Here is a 19134-nt window from a genome sequence, read left to right on the forward strand (position 1 = left end):
TTTCCTTCGGACTTTTCTATTAGACGCTGGACATTAGACATTAGACGCTGGACGCTGGACTCATTTCCTTCGGACTAATTCACTTCGGACTCTTTTCCTTCGGACTATTTCCCTTCGGACTGTCGACTAGCGACTAGTGACTAGCGACTGACTACTGACCCCTTGCCTAGGATTATTGTTTTCCTTATCTTGCACGCAAATACGTATTTCCTCACAATGGCTCAAATACCAACGCAATCCAAGAAAGACTTAATCACACACATCGCGATTTTAATCTCGTTGTTTCTTGTGTTATTTTTTGGCTTTTTCTTCGTGTATTTACCCTGGAGTACGCATCATGGCGAAACAATCAAAGTTCCTAACTTAAAAGGCTTATCGGCCGATAAAATGGAAGAATTGATTGATGGTAGCGACCTTACATATGAAGTTTCAGATTGCACCTATACAGCTGATAAGCCGCCATTGACCGTCTTATCGCAATATCCACTACCCAATGCATTGGTCAAATCAGGACGTAAAATTTACATTACGATTAATTCAGAAACACCTCCTACAATTAAATTGCCAACTTTAGTAGGCTTATCCGTGCGAAGTGCCGAGCAGCAATTATTCATTGCCGGACTACGCAAAGGAATTGTTCATGAGGTAAATGATCCGCGCGTGAAGGAGGTGATTGAAGTTCAAGCGCTGGGCCGTAAAATTGAAGCAGGCTCAAGTATTCCCAAAGGTACGATGGTTGATTTATACATTGGAAATGGTATCGCGAATGTCGACATGGAAATGCCTGATTTTGTAGGTAAGCCGATGGACGAGGTGACTATTATTTTGGCAGGTATGAATTTAAAAATGGGCAAGGTCGTATATGAGGCGAATGAAACGTTTCCAGCGGGAACGGTTTTCAAACAAACTTGCGCAACTTGCGAAGGAACAAGTGTTAAACCTGGCGACCTGATCGACCTATGGGTTGTGGGTGGCGAAGATCAATAATCATGGATATTACAATTGAAGAATTAAAAGAGCGTATGGACAAAGGTGAAAACCTGAACCTGATCGATGTACGCGAGGAATATGAATTTGATGAGTTCAACATCGGGGCAACCTTGATTCCGTTGGGCGAATTACCTGATCGTTTGGAGGAAATCGAAGCCTGGAAAGATCAAGAAATTTTAATCCATTGCCGCTCGGGTGCCCGTTCTGGACGTGCCAAAGAATACTTAACAAGCGAAGGATATACGAACGTCCGTAACGTTTTAGGTGGTATGCTTGCCTGGCAAGCGGCTGGATATTAAGATGCTATCCATTTCCGCGAACGATTTCAAGGAAAATTTATCCGCTCTTTCCCTTTTGGACATTCGAACGCCGAGGGAACGAGCGGATTTTGATTTAGGGGGAATTCATATACCGTTGGATGATTTACTAACGCGCATCGACGAGTTAAACACATCCACAAAATACACCGTCATTTGTTATAACGGCACACAAAGCCAGATTGCTTGTCGGCTCATGACCGCCAAAGGCCTTCAAGCCCAAAATGTCACGGGAGGTCTGGAAGCTTATTTAAGCTTACCCTGAATGTAGGCGAAAGCCTGGTCGGGATGCACAAATTCAAAATCATCCTGATGCCTAAACCAAGTCAATTGTTTTTTGGCATAATGCCTGGAATTACGTTTCAATAGGCGAATCATTTCGGGCTCATCGTACTCAGCTCTGAAAAACCCATATATTTCTTTATAACCCAAGGTTTTTAAGGCATAACGGTCTTGATAGGCTTCGAAATCTTTGGCTTCTTGTACGAGGCCAGCGGCCAACATCATGTCCATGCGGGCATCGATTCGTTGGTATAATTCTTCACGCGGCCGATCAAGGCATATTTTGATCATCTCAAAGGGACGATCAGCATTTTGCTGATTGCGGAAAGATGTATAGGATTTACCAGTCGACAAACATACTTCCAAAGCTCTAACAACCCGCTGCGGATTTTGCGCATCAACTTGCGCGGCATATTCAGGATCTAAAGCCTGTAACTGGTGGAATAGCTTTTCCAAACCCGTTGTTTCCAGGGCATGCATCAGATTTTCGCGCAAGGCTAAATCCACATTCGGCATATCGTCTAAACCTTCCATCAGCGCTTTCAAATAAAGTCCAGATCCACCGGTAAGAATGACAACATCGTGCTTTTGGAATAAATCAGTTAAGATTTTTAGCGCATCACGTTCAAAATCACCCGGAGAAAAATAGTCGTGGATGGAATGCGAATTAATGAAATGGTGTTTGACGCCACCCTGCTCTTCGAAGCTTGGCTTTGCGGTACCGATGCTTAATTCTTGGTAAAATTGCCGGGAGTCGGCCGAGATAATTTCTGTATGAAGACTTTTGGCCATTTCGACGCATAGAGCTGTTTTGCCAACAGCCGTAGGACCCGCAATGACCAAAAGTGTTTTATTCATCTTAGTAAGTATTCTTTTTCCCGTACCATTTACGACCGGCTTTGGCTTTATCGAAAGAGCGCGGATTTTCCTCCGGTTTTGTGGCGGCAGTGCCAGGTCCGGCAGGTTTTCCACCCCGGTTTGGAGGACTTTGTTTGGCCTTTTTCTCGATTGTCAAAACTTTCATCGGGTAGCGGTGTGCTTCGATAACGGGCACTTTTTTACCAATCAACTTCTCTATATCCTTTAAATAGGCTTTTTCTTCAATATCGCAAAAAGAAATTGCGGTACCGTTGGCACCTGCACGCCCTGTCCGACCGATCCGGTGGACATACGTTTCTGGGATATTAGGTAATTCAAAATTAATCACATATTCCAAATCATCCACATCGATACCACGCGCTGCGATATCCGTAGCTACCAAAACACGTGTGGTTTGAGCGGTGAAGTTTTTCAAGGCTGTTTGGCGCGCATTTTGGGATTTATTTCCATGAATGGCTTCGGCTTTGATGCTTGCTTTTAATAGGACTTTGACAACTTTATCTGCACCATGTTTGGTACGCGTAAAGACTAAGGCTGTTTTGATTTTGGTGTCTTCGAGAATATCCAATAAAAGGGTGTTCTTGTTGTTTTTGTCAACGAAATACACCGATTGGTTAATGATTTCCACGGTTGATGACACGGGCGTCACAGAAACTTCAGCTGGGTTGCGCAAAATAGTCGCTGCTAATTGCACGATTTCGGGCGGCATAGTTGCCGAGAAAAAGAGCGATTGACGCTGACGAGGAAGTGCGGCTAGTAATTTCCGAACATCATGAATAAAGCCCATATCGAGCATGCGATCAGCCTCATCGAGGACGAAATATTCTACGTTGGCAATCGACAAAAGCTTTTGATTCATCAAATCCAATAAACGACCTGGGGTCGCTATCACCACATCAACGCCGGAGCGAAGCGCGGAAACTTGTGGGCTTTGGCCAACTCCTCCGAAAATAACGGTATGATTTAACGAGGTATTGCGCGCGTAGGCCCTAAAACTCTCACCGATTTGAATGGCTAGTTCCCGCGTGGGAGTTACGATCAGTGCACGGATTTTTTTAGGTTTTTGAAATGTTTGATTGGCATCCATCAATTGGATGATGGGAAGCGTAAAAGCGGCTGTTTTCCCGGTACCTGTTTGGGCGCAACCTAGGAGGTCGGTGCCTTTAAGTACAATCGGAATAGCTTGTTCTTGGATGGGTGTTGGGTTTGTGTAACCCTCCTCACCGAGCGCCTTTAGTATAGGCTCAATGAGGTGTAACTCTTGAAATGTCATATAAAAATGAGAATGTGTGCTTATGAGTAATAACTGGAAATAACAAGCATCCTCATAATAATGGCGCAAGTTACGGCTTTATTCTGGCATTCCGCTTTTTCAGCGAACGCCTACCGTGCGCGGGAGACGCTGCCGGGGTCTTTGACCCCGGCAGCGTAGCTGGCTAACTTGCGAACGTTTTTTAAACGACATAAATTGCCCAAGAACTTGATAATCTACAATGGAACAGCAGCTTGAATTTCTTCCGGTTTGTGCGTACCAATTAAAATTTTCTTTCCTGATTTGAAGACCAACTGAAGTCCTTGGTCCCCGGAAACATTATACACTTTACCTTGGCCACTAAATCCGTATTTAATTCCCCAGCCACCATATTCAAACAAAGAATCATAGGTACGAACTTGAGCGGATTCAATGGAATCCCAAGGGTAAAATTGTTCTTTAAAATGAAAAGGGATAAATCGCACGTAAATTCCTGCTGAAGTCACTCGTGTCACTAAACGCATTTGCCAAAACAATATGGGCAAACCAAGGCCGATAAATCCACCAATAAAAAATGACCTATTTATTTCATTTACTTCCTGCAACAAAGCAAAAATCATGATAGCCCATGTTCCAAATAAAATCAACCACAACCACCACTGCGTAAACCGCTGCGTTTCCTTAAATTCAGTCATATCATGAATATTCTAGTGACAAATTTTAGCTATTTTTTTGATATATTCGGGTAAAATTCTAGACCTGTGAATAAAAAATTAAGCTACATCATCGGCGCATCTTCTGTAGGCACGTTGATTGAATGGTACGACTTTTACATATTTGGTAGTTTGGCGACGGTATTGTCGACTAAATTTTTCCCTACCGACAACCCCACAGCTGCTTTTTTAAATACGTTGGCAACTTTTGCCGCAGGTTTCGTTGTACGACCTTTTGGTGCGCTTTTTTTCGGAAAAATTGGAGATGTCATTGGCCGTAAATACACCTTTATGGTGACCCTGATGCTCATGGGTGGAGCTACGTTCGCCATTGGTTTAATTCCATCCTATCAGAGCATTGGCGCCCTCGCTCCTATTCTAGTCTTAATTTTACGCTTATTACAAGGTTTAGCACTTGGTGGTGAATACGGCGGAGCGGCCACCTACGTCGCGGAACACTCACCGGAGCACCAAAGAGGCTTTTATACGTCCTGGATTCAAACCACTGCCACACTCGGACTGATTATTTCATTAGGCGTAATCATGCTGACACGCAGCCTCTTATCTGCCGAAGAATTCGATAATTACGGTTGGCGCATCCCCTTCCTCATCTCCATCGTCATGGTCATCGGTTCCATCATCGTCCGTAAAAACATGGCAGAATCTCCTTTGTTCGAAGAGGCCAAAAAGACAGGAAATGTTGCAAAAAACCCCTTAAAAGAATCTTTTGGGAATAAATTGAATTTAAAATTTGTGTTACTTGCGTTGTTTGGAGCCACGATGGGACAGGGTTTGGTGTGGTATACGGGCCAATTTTATGCGCAAACTTTTTTATTAAAAATTTGCCATCTCGAAGAAACCCAAACAAACCTAATATTGGTCATTGGCTTACTCGCCGGAACTCCCCTATTTGTGCTCTTTGGCGCCTTATCGGACAAATTGGGCCGTAAAGGAATCATGTTGGCCGGAATGGCCCTCGCCCTATTCTTGTACCGACCGATTTTTTCCACGATGTACGACTTAGTAGAAACGAAACAAAAAACGGAAGTAAAGGGCTCTATTACCTACGAAAATGGAAATACGATTCGAACCTTTACGGATGGAACTGTTGAAACAACTACCGAAAAAGGTCCAGTTATTCATATCCCAGCCACCGCACAATGGAAAATGATCGGATTGATTTTCTGCCTAATTAGCTTTGTCAGCATGGCCTATGGGCCGATTGCGGCATTTTTGGTTGAATTATTTCCGATAAATATCAGGTATACCTCCATGTCTTTTCCCTACCACATCGGCAATGGGATTTTTGGCGGATTAATGCCAGCCATAGCAACTTTTTTAGTGACTACGGCATCGAACGATACCACCATAGCGAAACCCTATCTGGAAGGATTAAACTATCCGATCGCCATGATTTCGGTTTGTTTGATCATCGGCCTAGTCTATATGCAGGATGTTAAAATCAAAAAAACATTTCAGCTGAATGGCTTAAAAAGACTTTTAGGCGTCGTTTGGATTATGTTGGGCATCTCAACAGGCCTATACCTTGTATATTTCCAAGCACTTCCCTTATGGGAAAAAGGCGGAAACGACCTAGTCCCAGCCATTATTTATACCTTTATTTTAGCTCCTTTTATCAGCATTGGCATGTCCCTTTTCGGATACTTTGCCTTGACAGGAGAGTTTGACCAAAAAAAACATGCGAATTAAAAGTTTACAAGAATACCAGGAGGCGTATTCCCTAAGTGTAGAAAAACCGGAACAATTTTGGGCTGATATTGCCAACGAGTTTGATTGGATTAAACCGTTTACCAAAGTTCTTGACTGGAGCTTTGATGACTATTCGGTCAAATGGTTCGAGGATGGCCAAATGAATATTACGGCTAATGCATTGGATAGGCATCTGAAAACCATTCCGGATCAGGCAGCGATTATATATGAACCCAATGAGCCAGGCGATGAAGCGATTACTCTAACTTATCGTGAATTACACACGCGCGTTTGCAAATTCAGCAATGTGTTAAAAGCACAAGGGGTAAATAAAGGAGATCGCGTATGCATTTATATGCCCATGATTCCGGAATTAGCGATTGCAGTCTTAGCTTGCGCGCGCATCGGTGCCATTCACTCGGTAGTTTTCGGTGGTTTTTCCGCACAATCCATTTCAGATCGGGTCAACGATTCGCAATGTAAATTGGTCATCACAACCGATGGCGCCGTGCGCGGAAATAAAACCATTCCGATGAAGGAAACGGTGGATGACGCATTGCTTTCATGCCCTTGTGTAGAAACGGTTATCGTTAAAATACGTACCAAAACACCGATTTCCATGTTGAAAGGACGTGATCTTTGGTGGGAAGAGGAGGAAATGCAGGCATCTGGCGTTTGCGCTCCAGAGGCCATGAATGCCGAAGATCCTTTGTTTATACTCTACACATCTGGCTCAACTGGTAAACCGAAAGGGGTCGTTCATACCTGCGGCGGTTACATGGTTTACACGGCCTATACGTTTGCCAATGTTTTCCAATATAATCTAGGCGATGTATTTTTCTGTACGGCGGATATTGGTTGGATCACTGGCCACTCCTATTTGGTGTATGGTCCCTTATTAAATGGCGCCATTTCGGTATTATTTGAAGGTATCCCAACGTACCCAGATGCGGGTCGTTTCTGGGATATTATCAAACGTCATCAAGTGAATATTTTCTATACAGCACCTACGGCAATCCGTTCATTGATGGGCTTTGGCGATGCGTTCTTAGTAGGAAAGGATTTGAGTTCACTTCGTGTACTCGGATCTGTGGGTGAACCCATCAACGTGGAAGCATGGCAGTGGTACGACGAAAAAATCGGCAAGGGTAATTGCCCGATCGTCGATACGTGGTGGCAAACTGAAACGGGAGGTCTAATGATTTCACCAATTGCCGGCATTACACCTTTAAAACCTGCTTTTGCAACACTTCCGTTACCGGGAGTTCAGCCAATACTTGTAGATGAAAACGGCAACGAAATTGAAGGCAATGGGGTTAACGGAAACTTATGTATCAAATATCCTTGGCCATCCATTATCCGGACGACCTACGGGGATCACGAGCGATGCAAAACAACGTATTTCTCGACTTATCCCGGATTGTATTTCACGGGTGATGGATGTATGCGTGATGAGGATGGATATTACCGAATTACCGGTCGGGTCGATGACGTCATGAATATTTCGGGTCACCGCATTGGTACAGCAGAGGTAGAAAATGCCATCAATATGCACACGGGAGTTATCGAATCTGCGGTGGTTGGTTATCCTCATGATGTCAAAGGCCAAGGAATCTATGCCTATGTCATCTGTGAGCACCCTACAATCAATGATGAATTAACACGTAAAGATATTTTGGCTACGGTGGCGCGTGTGATCGGGCCAATTGCCAAACCAGATAAAATTCAGTTTGTGACAGGTTTACCCAAAACTCGCTCAGGCAAAATCATGCGACGTATTTTACGAAAAGTTGCCGAAGGGGAATTTGGCAGTTTGGGAGATACCTCTACGTTGCTAGATCCGGGGGTGGTTGATTCGATTATCAAAGGAGCAATTTAGACGTTGGACATTAGACGTTAGACATTGGACGCAAGACAATTTTAAATTAAAAAGACCCTAGGGAGTAATTCTTAGGGTCTTTCTTTAAATGATACTTTATACTGTCCAACGTCTAGCGTCTAATGTCTAGCGTCTTTTTACCAAAAATACGTATATAACATCAACAACATCATTACGATCACCACCGAACCTGCGATGAAAGCTGGCTCGAGTTTGAACATCTTTGCGTCGATTTCCAATCCTTTTGGATTGTTTTTGGATGCTGGATCTAGCAATGAAATAACCACCATCGATGTGATGCAGAATGTAAATACCCATCCCATACGATCAATAAACGGAATAACATACATGCCATCCGCATCTTGGAATGAAGTATAGAAAATACTATCAGTCACTCCTGTCCATGTAGGGATATACTTCGATACAATGGAGAAGGTTACCCCACCAAGTAATGCAAATAAGGCTGCCTTTGAAGTAGTACGCTTCCAAAAGAATCCCATAATAAATAAGGCAAAAATACCTGGGGAGAAATAACCTGTATATTCTTGAATGAATTGGAATCCACCTTTCTTATCAATGCCCATAAACGGAGCGATTAAAACCGCAATAACGGTAGCTGCAACAACTGAAATACGTCCAATCGAAACCAATTTCTTTTCTGAGGCCGTTGGATTAATGTAGTTCTTGTAGATATCCAATGTGAAAATCGTTGAAATCGAATTTGCTTTTCCAGCCATCGAAGCGACAACTGCCGCTGTTAAGGCTGCAAATGATAAACCTTTTAGGCCAACTGGCAAAAGATTCAGTAGCACAGGATATGCATTATCCTTGCTTAAAACGCCATCCTTCATCATTTCTTCTTGGAACATACCGTCTTTCCACAATAAATAAGCCGCGATACCAGGCAAAACCACGATTATAGGCATCATCATTTTTAAGAATGCAGCAAACAAAATTCCCTTTCGGGCCGTTGGCAAATCCGCCCCCAACGCACGCTGCGTAATATATTGATTGCAACCCCAGTAATTTAAATTGATAATCCACATACCTCCAAACAAGACCGCTAAACCTGGAAGCGATGGATAGTTGGCATTATCTTTCGTAAAAATCATGTGAAAATGATCCGGCGCTTTGGTCATTAAATGATTCATCCCATTCATCACACCTTCACCCCCAAATCGCTCAGAAACTAAATCCAGCGCTAAATATGATGTAACCAAACCACCTAAAACTAGGAAAATCACTTGAATCACATCTGTATAGCCAATTACTTTCATGCCGCCTAGCGTGATGATGATGGCAAACACCGACATAGCAATCATGCATACGGTGAAGTCAATACCTGAAATCGTGGAAACCGCTAATGCGCCTAGGTATAAAATAGACGTTAAGTTAACTGCAATGTATAATAAGAGCCAAAAAACGGCCATAATTAAACTTACCGTTGAATTATACCGCCGATTTAAAAACTGCGGCATCGTAAAAATCTTATTTTTCAAATAGATGGGCATAAAGAAAATAGCAACAATCAATAGCGTCGCCGCGGCCATCCACTCATACGTTGCAATCGCGAGACCCATTTGGAAACCATCACCTGAAGCTCCAATAAACTGTTCTGCTGAAATATTTGATGCAATTAAGGAAGAACCAATGGCCCACCAAGTCAAGGAGCCTTCCGCTAAAAAGAAATCATTGGAGTCTGCAATCTGTGATTTTTTCTTGTTGTAAATCCAATAACCATAGCCAGAAACAACAACAAAATAAAAGAGGAAAACCAAGTAATCGAGCAATTGCATAGTTAGAAAGTTTAGATAGGGTACTAAGGCACGAAAATAGGGTATTTCAGAAGAAAATAAAAGGATTTAATGGTATTATACTATTCCCAAAAAGTGGGCTTCACCAAAACGACCTCTTCCTCTCGATCCACAATAACCTGACCAGGTAATAAATCTTTCGTCTTCCGTACGTATTTTTTAGACGTAACAATCACCGGACATAGTGACTCAGTCGCCCGCTTAGAAAAATGCGCGGCTAATTCGGCAGCCTTCTCGATAATGTGTTTGGGAACCGTTTTTTGCTGGGGATTTCGAATGATCACATGCGACCCAGAAACATCTCTCGCATGCAACCAAATGTCAAATTTCTTGGCATATTTCAGCGTCAATAAATCATTGTTCTTTGCATTTTTCCCTACCCAGATCACCCATCCATCTGTTTCAAATTGCTTGAATGGCAGATCGGGCGTATCAGCAACGGCGACAGGATTTGCACGCACTAGTGACAAATAGGGTTTTAACTGTTTGCGATTTTCCGCATTTGAAATTTGGCTTAACTGCTCGCTGAGCAATGCTATTTCGGCATGTTTACGATCCACATTAGCTTGCCAATGAGCAATTTCCTTGACGTAATTTTTTGCTTTCCGGTAATAATTTTCGGCATTCTCAGGGCCTGATAACAGCGGATTTAATTTGATTGTAATCGTACCTCCATGGTAAAAATCTTCGAGTTCAACGGATTTGGATCCGGCCGGAATGAGGTGTAAAAAGGCCATTAAAATATTTCCAATTTCCTCATAGGCTAAATTTGCCTCTCGAACATGTTGCTGCTTGGTCAGACTCTCCAAGTAATGAATAGCTTTAATGCGCTGTTTGGTGAGCAATTCCAGCAACACACTTTTTTCTCTTCGAAACTCTCCGATGGAATAATGTAGGCTGTAAAAGTGATTGAGCGCGTCAACGGCATCATGGCTTTGAAAAAGGGCCTCCCCGTGAATGGGAAAAATGGTTAGACCAATTCCCTTGGTTGTTTCAACGATCGAGATGGTTGGATTTTCGAGTGCTTGTAGCGTTTGCTCAAGGAATTCCCATTGGCCTTCACGTGATTTCGATTCGTAACCAAGCGCGTCAAAGTAGGCCGCACCTTCTTTACCTATCGTTGGATACAAAGCCTCATAATCTCCCTCTGAAGCCTCAAATGCAGCCAAATCTTGATCAATCGACCGATGCAAAACTGGCAATGTCAACTCATAATCCTTACTTAATTTCTTTTGAAACTGCGCAACATGTTCACCTTGTTGAAACAGAATAACATTCGACCGATTACCAAACAACTTGAGCACGAGGGTTTGTTGGCCTAAAAAATCCAACCCAATCGCCCGTTCATTCTCAAAAACATAGACATCTTGTACCTCGTGCAGCAACAAATCCGAAAATATGTCAATGGAATTACGGCCTGCGCGATGAAATTGGGATGGGAATTGTAGTGTTGAAAATTGCGGACTAAAACAGCATTTGATCCAAAAATCATCACCTGTTTGGCGCTCAAACCCAATAACTAATTCATCTTTTTCCTGCGAAAAACACTGCTTTAAGCGCGCATAGGTCAAAATTTGACGAAGCTGCTGAGCAAGGATGCGTAGGAAAAAATGATTGTTATGCATACATTGGAATTTAATTTTAGCGCATGTCCCTACCCGATTCCTATCTTTCCATTGCGCAACCAGCTGAGGGAAGCTACAAAGATAAAGGAAGTAAGTTCATCGGGTATGTATTTCCGGTGAAAGATCTTGAAGATATCAAGAAACAGATAAATTCACTCAAGGAGTTGCATCCCAAAGCGCGGCATATCTGTTATGCTTACTGTCTCGGTTTTACGCCGGAAGAAGCGCGATCCAATGACGATGGAGAACCTTCGGGAAGTGCGGGAAAACCCATTCTGAATACCATTCTTTCGAACAATGTCCATTATTCGTTGGTTGCCGTAGTTCGCTATTTTGGTGGGACGCTGCTTGGGGTGCCCGGTTTGATTCAGGCCTACAAAGAAGCCAGTTTAGCGGCATTTTCTGCTGCTGAAATTATTGAAATCGAACCTGTAGAAACGTTGGAAGTTCGTTTCACCTACGCCCAGATGAATGAGGTTATGAAAGTAATCAAAAAATATCCGATTCAAATCGTGGAGCAGGAGGTAAATAATGATTGCTGGTACAAAGTAAGTTTTGCACAAAAAATGTCTGCTGAAATCAATTTGGAATTTGAGAAAATCGCCCTCAATTATCCCTAACTTTATATCATATTGACCAACAAAATGACATCACTTTATGACAAATAAAATATAATATTACCCTAACTTTAATACAAAATTTTAAAATATCTAACTACCTTGCAAAATGTTCAGAAGAAATTTAATTGTCGAATTGGAAATTTGGAGAAACAAAGAACCTCGTAAACCACTTATCATTCGAGGGGCTAGGCAGGTTGGGAAAACAACCCTAGTTAATCAATTCGCAAAACAATTTGATGAATACATTTATCTGAATCTAGAATTATCTGAAGATAAAGCGATATTCACTCAGTTTGCAAGTATTGAAAATTTGGTTAATGCAATTTTCTTCATGAAGAATAAGCAACTAGCAAAAAAAAGACAGACGCTGATATTTATTGATGAAATCCAAGAAGTTCCAAAGGCTTTAACTTACTTAAGATATTTCCATGAATTCTATCCAGAAATAGCTGTAATTGCGGCAGGAAGTATGCTCGAGAGTTTATTTGACAAAGACATTAGCTATCCAGTAGGCCGTGTGGAGTACAAAGTCATTCGTCCAGTTTCTTTTCCAGAATTCCTCGAAGCCATGGGGGAAAGAAATGCAATTGAACAATTATTCGAGGTCCCTATGGCAAATTTCGCACATGCAAGGATTTTGTCATTGTATAACACCTATGCATTAATTGGTGGCATGCCTGAAATCGTACAACATTATGTTAAACATGGCGATTTAGTTGCTTTAGGACCAATTTACGATTCCCTAATTAATGGCTATTTGGAAGACGTAGAAAAATATGCTTCAAATCAATCACAAATACAGCATATTCGTCATTGTATTAAAAGCACTTTTTCTGAAACTGGTAAAAGGATTAAATTTGAGGGTTTTGGCAAATCAGCCTATAAGTCGCGCGAAATGGGAGAGTCTCTTAGAATATTAGAAAAAGCCTTATTACTTCATTTGATTTACCCAAATACATCGGCCACCCTACCATTACAACCAGATATAAAAAAATCCCCTCGATTACAGCTTTTAGATAGTGGCTTAATGAACTACTATCTTGGAATACAAAAAGATATTTTAAGTACAAAAGACCTAAATACGATTTACCAAGGAAAGCTCGTAGAACACCTAACTGGTCAAGAATTATTGGCTTTTCAATTTAACATGTTGAGTTCACTTCATTTTTGGGTTAGAGAGAAAAAGGAATCAAATGCGGAAGTTGACTATTTATATCCATTTGAAGGAGAAATTATTCCTATCGAAGTAAAATCAGGAAAAGAAGGAACATTGAGATCACTCCAACTTTTTATGGATGAATCGCCTCAAAATTTAGCAATTCGATTTTATGCTGGAGAATTAAAACTTTCAGAATCCAGAACACCCAAAGGCAAAAGATATCAGCTTCTAAATTTACCCTATTTCCTAGTATCGCAAACTGAAAAATACATCAAATGGTATAAAGAAATCCAACGAAAATCCTACACACTAGACCAAGTCCAAGATATTTTAATAGGTAAAATAGGAACAGCAAATAGAGATAATTTTGAAGGAACTCTTGCAGAAAATTAATATTTGATGAAAACATTTGTTCTGTATACATAAGAAAAACAATGATTTTCAATTATTTCTATGGGCTTAGATGAATGAATCAATTATGCCCTTGTGGAAAATCAAATCAGAACCACCTCCATCGAACGAAATACCTCTGAAATAAGTCCATCAGGTATCGGGGTGCATTGGCCACTCATCGATGAAGACCTCTCCTTCCCAAATTTATAACCCACTACCCTTTTCCCTTCGCCCCCGATTCAGTAGATTTGTTTTTCGCATACATAATATAACCTATGAACTATTATAAAATCTACCGCGTTGCAGGCGGTATTCAAATCGAAAATACAGCAGGGAAATATACCTGCACCTTGAATGGAAATTGGGATGAGTTTATTAATCAGCCTAATTTATTTCAAATTTGTGGCCAACAATCCTTCACCGAATCCACTTCAGAAGCTACCCAAACACCCATCGACTCCCAGGAGATTTGGGCAGCTGGAGTAACATATTTGCGTAGCAAAGTGGCCCGCATGGAAGAGTCCAAAGAATCTGGAGGCGATACCTTTTACGATAAAGTGTATGATGCCGAAAGGCCCGAAATATTCTATAAAGGCAATAAATTGCGCGCTGTTGGACATAACGGTCACGTACGTATTCGCAAAGATTCTGCTTGGAATGTACCTGAACCTGAATTGACCTTGTTCATAAACAAGCAACACACGATTGCCGGATACCTCATCGGAAACGACATGAGCTCCCGCGATATCGAGGGTGAAAATCCGCTATATCTCCCACAAGCCAAAGTATATGACGCTGCCGCAGGTATCGGACCTTGCATATTAGTGACCGAAAAACCATTAGCACCCGAAACGGTCATTTCGATGCGCATTTATCGGGCCCAACAAGAAGTATTTCAAGGAGAAACGCACATATCGCAAATGAAGCGAAGCCACGAGGAACTCCGGGAATATTTGACCCGCGAAATGAGCTTTCCGCTGGGAGCCTACCTGATGACTGGAACCTGCATCGTTCCCGATCCACCATTTACGCTACAAGCACACGACGAAATACACATTCAAATCGAGCCCATCGGAACGCTCATTCAAACCGTACACCCATGAATTTAACTGGAAAACAGATTATTGGCTTTCAAACAAAAGCAGCCGGACACCGGAATTTTCAAGGTGTTCAGGCCGCATCCGGTGAGGCTTTACCCCAGGTATTTGTAGAAGCCACTGCCGAAGAAGCCCAAGAAGCCCTGACAAAAGCCTCCGCGGCCTTCAAAGTTTACCGTAAGTTTTCCGATGGGGAAAGAGCCAATTTCCTAAATGCCATTGCCGAAGAAATTTTAGCCATCGGGGATATACTTATCCAAACGGCATGCATTGAATCTGGGCTTCCGGAAGCACGCATCACCGGCGAACGCGGCCGGACCATCGGCCAAATCCAAGCTTTCGCGAATTTCATCTCAAACCCTTCGTGGAATAGAGAAATTGTGGATGAAGCAATGCCAGAACGCCAACCGCTTCCCAAACCTCGTTTGGTACAAAAGCAAATTCCTTTAGGCCCTACGGTTGTTTTTGGCGCAAGTAATTTCCCACTAGCCTTTTCTGTGGCAGGTGGCGATACGTTGTCGGCCTTAGCCGCCGGATGCCCTGTCGTATTTAAAGCACATCCCGCACATCCAAATACCTGTGATTTAGTTGGCCAAGCCATCCAAAAAGCTGCTCAAAAAACGGGCATGCCCGATGGCACTTTTTCATTACTTCATGCGCAAGGACATGAAATAGGCGGTTATTTGGTCAAACACGAACGCACGAAAGCTCTGGCTTTTACGGGATCTTACCGCGGTGGAAAAGCGCTATTTGATTTGGCAGTTCGTCGGGAAGTACCAATTCCAGTATACGCAGAAATGGGTTCCGTAAACCCAGTTTATTTATTCAGTGGCCGACTAGCCATGCAAGGTGAAGCACTGGCTGACGCATTTAGTCAATCTATTTGTTTGGGTGTAGGCCAATTTTGCACCAATCCCGGTTTGATCGTTATGCTGGAAAAAGACCGTGGTTTTTTAACATCTTTAGCTTCCAAATTAGATCAAATGCCCTTAGGGACATTCCTGACAGCAGGAATTAAACAGTCATTTGAACACGGGTTCAATACCTTGAATCGTCATCCCGCTACCCAGCGCTTAACCGCCTCCGAAAATGCGGCGCCTTCTTTGTTTAGCACGTCGGTTCGGGAGGCTTTAGCGCACCCAGAGGTCTTAGAGGAGGTTTTCGGCCCATGTACGGTGGCTGTGGTTTGCCAGGATTTGGCAGAAATGATTGCGTTTACGGAGCAGCTGCCTGGCCAATTAACCGCAACGATTCAAGCGGAGCCAAGTGACTTAGCACTTTTAGATGAATTAATCGATGAGCTAAGCCAAAAGGTTGGACGCATTTTGTTAAACGGTTTCCCAACTGGCGTAGAAGTTTCTCCTGCGATGGTACACGGCGGCCCTTTTCCAGCTACCTCCGATGCTCGGAGTACTTCCGTAGGAACAGAAGCGATTTATCGGTTTACACGGCCGGTTTGTTGGCAGAATTTTTAAAGTAAATCCTGAAAATAAATCGGCGCAAAGCGCCTCAAACTTTGTCATAGCTTTAAGCTTTGCCAAAGAAACAAAATAACCCTAGGCATTTCCAAAAAATAGAAATCGGCGCAAAGCGCCTCAAACTTTGGCAAAGCTTTAAGCTTTGCCAAAGAGATAACCCTAGGCATTTCCAAAAAAATAGAAATCGGCGCAAAGCGCCTCAAACTTTGGCAAAGCTTTGAGCTTTGCCAAAGAACTAAATCTCCACCTCCACATTCTCAAAGGTTAAATTCCCCTCCTTATCCACATCCATCAGCACGGCCGAATCTTTCTGAATCTTACCGGATAAAATGGACTTCGACAATTCATTCAACACGACCCGCTGGAGCACACGCTTCATAGGCCGACCGCCATACAAGGGATCGAAGCCTTCTTTGGCTAATTTATTCAATGCCTCCTCAGTCGCCTCAATCGTGATGTGTTGCTCCGCCAAACGGTTTTGAACTTCCTTAAATTGAATCGTCAAAATCTTACGCGCATGTTCCTCATTCAAAGGCTCAAACAACACAATCTCATCCACCCGGTTTAAAAACTCCGGACGCACCTGCTGCTTCAATAAGACCATCACCTCTTCCTTCGCCTCCTCTAATAAAATGGCATTGTTCCAACCCTCCATTTGGCCTAACTTTTCCTGAATGATATGACTGCCAATATTCGAGGTCATGATGATAATCGTATTCTTGAAATTCGCCGTCCGACCTTTATTATCGGTCAAACGCCCCTCATCCAACACCTGCAATAAGATATTCCAAACATCAGGATGCGCCTTTTCGATCTCGTCCAACAACACAACCGAATATGGCTTGCGACGCACGGCTTCGGTCAATTGGCCTCCTTCGTCATAACCGACGTACCCCGGAGGCGCACCGACCAATCGTGAAACGGCATGACGCTCTTGGTACTCCGACATATCAATGCGAACAATCGAATTTTCATCATTGAACAAATAAGCAGCCAAAGACTTCGCCAATTCTGTTTTTCCTACACCCGTCGTACCTAAAAAGATGAAGGAACCGATAGGTCTACGCGGATCTTGCAATCCTGCACGCGAGCGACGCACCGCATCAGAAACCAATTCAATCGCTTGATCCTGCCCTGCTACACGTTTGTGTAATTCATCTTCGAGGTGCAACAACTTCTCTATATCCGTTTGCAACATTTTGCTAACCGGAATTCCCGTCCATTTAGCCACTACCTCAGCCACATTCTCCGCCGTTACCTCTTCCTGCAACATACCCTTCTCCCCATGCGAATTCGCTTGCAAATCCTTTAATTTTTGCTCAGATTCCACCAAACGACCATATCGAATCTCAGCTACTTTACCGTAATCACCCTGGCGCTCAGCTTGGTCGGCCTCTAATTTCAACTTATCTATCTGCTCTTTTTCAGCGCGAATTGTGTCTAATACGCCTTTCTCCGACTGCCATTGTGCTTTCAACGCATCGCGCTTTTCAGACAAATCAGCTAGCTCACGATTTAAGCTAGATTCTTTTTCTTTGTTATTTTCCCGACGAATCGCCTCGCGCTCAATTTCCAACGACATAATCTTCCGCTGAATATCATCAATCACCTCAGGCACCGAATCAATTTCTAAACGCATTTTCGCAGCCGCCTCATCCATTAAATCGATGGCCTTATCAGGTAAAAAACGATCTGAAATGTACCGACTCGACAACTCGACAGCCGCAATAACGGCATCGTCTTGAATCCGCACCCCATGGTGCAATTCATATATATCCTTAATGCCCCGCAAAATGGAAATCGCATCCGCCACATCAGGCTCATCCACAAGCACAGATTGAAAACGACGCTCTAAAGCTTTGTCCTTCTCAATGTATTTTTGATACTCCTTTAACGTCGTCGCACCTATCGCGTGTAGTTCTCCACGTGCCAAAGCCGGCTTAAGTAAATTGGCCGCATCCATCGCTCCTTCTCCACCACCACCCGCGCCAATCAGCGTATGAATCTCGTCAATAAACAAGACGATCTCTCCATCTGAATCCGTCACTTCTTTGATAACCGCTTTCAAACGCTCCTCAAATTCCCCTTTGTATTTGGCACCTGCAATCAATAAACCCATATCCAACGACATGATAATCTTGGACTTAAGGTTCTCGGGCACGTCTCCCGAAACGATTCGCTGGGCCAAACCCTCCACAATGGCAGTTTTACCTACACCGGGTTCACCCACCAACATCGGATTATTTTTAGTCCGACGGGATAGGATTTGTAGGACCCGACGAATCTCCTCGTCACGACCAATGACCGGATCGATTTTACCCGCCTTCGCCAATTCATTTAAATTCTTACCGTATTTTTCCAAAGACTGGTAAGTACCCTCTGCATGTGGATCGTTCACTTTTCTATTTCCTCTAAGTTCGATGATTGCTTGTTTAAAATTTTTAGTCGTTAAGCCGAGCTTTTTCAGCGCTTCAGCCACGGAATCGTTTCCATCCAATAAGGATAAAAACAAGAGCTCCACGCTTACATAGGAATCGCCAAAATCTGCTTTCAGTTTATCCGCCCGCTGCAAGGCTTGTTGTAAGGAATTGCTTACATACGGCTGCTCACCCGATACTTTCGGGTAGCTGTTCAAAATTGGGCCTAAACTAGTTTGAATTTGACTCGTCGCTACACCTAATTTCTTGAGCAGAAATGAGGCAGTTTGGGTATCATCTTGTAAAATCGCTTGCAATAAATGCCCAGTCTCAATGGCCTGTTGGCCCCGCTCCTGCGTAATTTCCATCGCTTGCTGAATGATGACACTCGCTTGGGAAGTATATTTGTTTGGATTCATGTGGTTAATATTGTTGCAATCGCTAGATGCAATTGCAAAGCCATGAACAAAACCCGGAAAATTTGTCGGTGAACGAAGGTACTCGAACGC

16 protein-coding genes are annotated in these 19134 nt (G+C 43.0%); 10 read left to right on the top strand and 6 right to left on the bottom strand.

Annotated features, from left to right (window positions below; genetic code table 11):
* Nucleotides 1-216 precede the first annotated feature (216 nt).
* Genes AC1W6K_RS01135 through AC1W6K_RS01145 form a run of 3 tightly spaced genes read left to right on the top strand, consistent with a single transcriptional unit; the run spans nt 217 to nt 1572 of the window.
* Nucleotides 217-987, top strand: coding sequence for a PASTA domain-containing protein (locus tag AC1W6K_RS01135; RefSeq protein WP_481720752.1), 771 nt, complete (start codon nt 217-219; stop codon nt 985-987).
* A gap of 2 nt (nt 988-989) precedes the next feature.
* Nucleotides 990-1289, top strand: a complete 300-nt coding sequence (locus AC1W6K_RS01140; RefSeq protein ID WP_395784391.1) for a rhodanese-like domain-containing protein — start codon at nt 990-992, stop codon at nt 1287-1289.
* A gap of 1 nt (nt 1290) precedes the next feature.
* Nucleotides 1291-1572: a rhodanese-like domain-containing protein gene (locus tag AC1W6K_RS01145; RefSeq protein ID WP_481720750.1), complete on the top strand. Its 282-nt coding sequence runs from the start codon at nt 1291-1293 to the stop codon at nt 1570-1572.
* Here AC1W6K_RS01145 and miaA read toward each other — a convergent pair.
* From miaA to AC1W6K_RS01160, 3 genes are all read right to left on the bottom strand, one after another.
* Entirely contained in the window at nt 1554-2447 is an 894-nt protein-coding gene (miaA, locus tag AC1W6K_RS01150; protein WP_481946124.1) for a tRNA (adenosine(37)-N6)-dimethylallyltransferase MiaA, read from the bottom strand. The two genes, AC1W6K_RS01145 and miaA, sit on opposite strands and share 19 nt — an antisense overlap.
* 1 nt (nt 2448) lies before the next feature.
* On the bottom strand, nt 2449-3741 hold the full coding sequence (locus tag AC1W6K_RS01155; protein ID WP_481946125.1) for a DEAD/DEAH box helicase: 1293 nt from the start codon (nt 3739-3741) through the stop codon (nt 2449-2451).
* 215 nt (nt 3742-3956) lie between these two features.
* Nucleotides 3957-4415, bottom strand: coding sequence for a DUF6141 family protein (locus AC1W6K_RS01160; protein ID WP_481946126.1), 459 nt, complete (start codon nt 4413-4415; stop codon nt 3957-3959).
* A 66-nt stretch (nt 4416-4481) separates the two neighbouring features.
* Here AC1W6K_RS01160 and AC1W6K_RS01165 point away from each other — a divergent pair, with 66 nt between their 5' ends.
* Nucleotides 4482-6143: an MFS transporter gene (locus tag AC1W6K_RS01165; RefSeq protein ID WP_481946127.1), complete on the top strand. Its 1662-nt coding sequence runs from the start codon at nt 4482-4484 to the stop codon at nt 6141-6143.
* A complete protein-coding gene (acs, locus tag AC1W6K_RS01170) occupies nt 6133-8022 on the top strand; it encodes an acetate--CoA ligase (RefSeq protein ID WP_481946128.1) in 1890 nt (629 codons plus the stop codon). Before AC1W6K_RS01165 ends, acs begins: the two co-directional genes overlap by 11 nt.
* 137 nt (nt 8023-8159) lie before the next feature.
* Here the strand turns inward: acs and AC1W6K_RS01175 are convergent, their stop codons facing one another.
* Both AC1W6K_RS01175 and AC1W6K_RS01180 read right to left on the bottom strand, forming a co-directional pair.
* On the bottom strand, nt 8160-9818 hold the full coding sequence (locus AC1W6K_RS01175; protein WP_481720740.1) for a sodium/sugar symporter: 1659 nt from the start codon (nt 9816-9818) through the stop codon (nt 8160-8162).
* 80 nt (nt 9819-9898) lie between these two features.
* The gene (locus AC1W6K_RS01180) at nt 9899-11461 is read right to left on the bottom strand and encodes an NFACT RNA binding domain-containing protein (RefSeq protein WP_481946129.1); all 1563 of its coding nucleotides are present in this window, start codon (nt 11459-11461) and stop codon (nt 9899-9901) included.
* A 23-nt stretch (nt 11462-11484) separates the two neighbouring features.
* Here AC1W6K_RS01180 and AC1W6K_RS01185 point away from each other — a divergent pair, with 23 nt between their 5' ends.
* The 5 genes from AC1W6K_RS01185 to AC1W6K_RS01205 all read left to right on the top strand — a co-directional run bounded on the left by AC1W6K_RS01185 (nt 11485) and on the right by AC1W6K_RS01205 (nt 16205).
* Nucleotides 11485-12081: an IMPACT family protein gene (locus AC1W6K_RS01185; RefSeq protein ID WP_481946130.1), complete on the top strand. Its 597-nt coding sequence runs from the start codon at nt 11485-11487 to the stop codon at nt 12079-12081.
* Nucleotides 12082-12187: 106 nt separating this feature from the next.
* Nucleotides 12188-13633 carry an ATP-binding protein gene (locus tag AC1W6K_RS01190; RefSeq protein WP_481946131.1) on the top strand — a complete coding sequence of 482 codons (1446 nt, stop codon included), beginning with the start codon at nt 12188-12190 and terminating at the stop codon, nt 13631-13633.
* Nucleotides 13634-13726: 93 nt separating this feature from the next.
* Nucleotides 13727-13843: a DUF2442 domain-containing protein gene (locus tag AC1W6K_RS01195; RefSeq protein ID WP_481946132.1), complete on the top strand. Its 117-nt coding sequence runs from the start codon at nt 13727-13729 to the stop codon at nt 13841-13843.
* A gap of 65 nt (nt 13844-13908) precedes the next feature.
* Nucleotides 13909-14736 carry a fumarylacetoacetate hydrolase family protein gene (locus tag AC1W6K_RS01200; protein ID WP_481946133.1) on the top strand — a complete coding sequence of 276 codons (828 nt, stop codon included), beginning with the start codon at nt 13909-13911 and terminating at the stop codon, nt 14734-14736.
* Nucleotides 14733-16205, top strand: coding sequence for an aldehyde dehydrogenase (NADP(+)) (locus AC1W6K_RS01205; RefSeq protein ID WP_481946134.1), 1473 nt, complete (start codon nt 14733-14735; stop codon nt 16203-16205). The genes AC1W6K_RS01200 and AC1W6K_RS01205 overlap by 4 nt, the downstream gene beginning before the upstream one ends.
* Before the next feature lie 238 nt (nt 16206-16443).
* Here AC1W6K_RS01205 and clpB read toward each other — a convergent pair whose 3' ends face one another.
* The gene (gene clpB, locus AC1W6K_RS01210; protein ID WP_481946135.1) at nt 16444-19044 is read right to left on the bottom strand and encodes an ATP-dependent chaperone ClpB; all 2601 of its coding nucleotides are present in this window, start codon (nt 19042-19044) and stop codon (nt 16444-16446) included.
* Nucleotides 19045-19134 lie beyond the last annotated feature (90 nt).

This window comes from Aquirufa sp., from assembly GCF_964796385.1.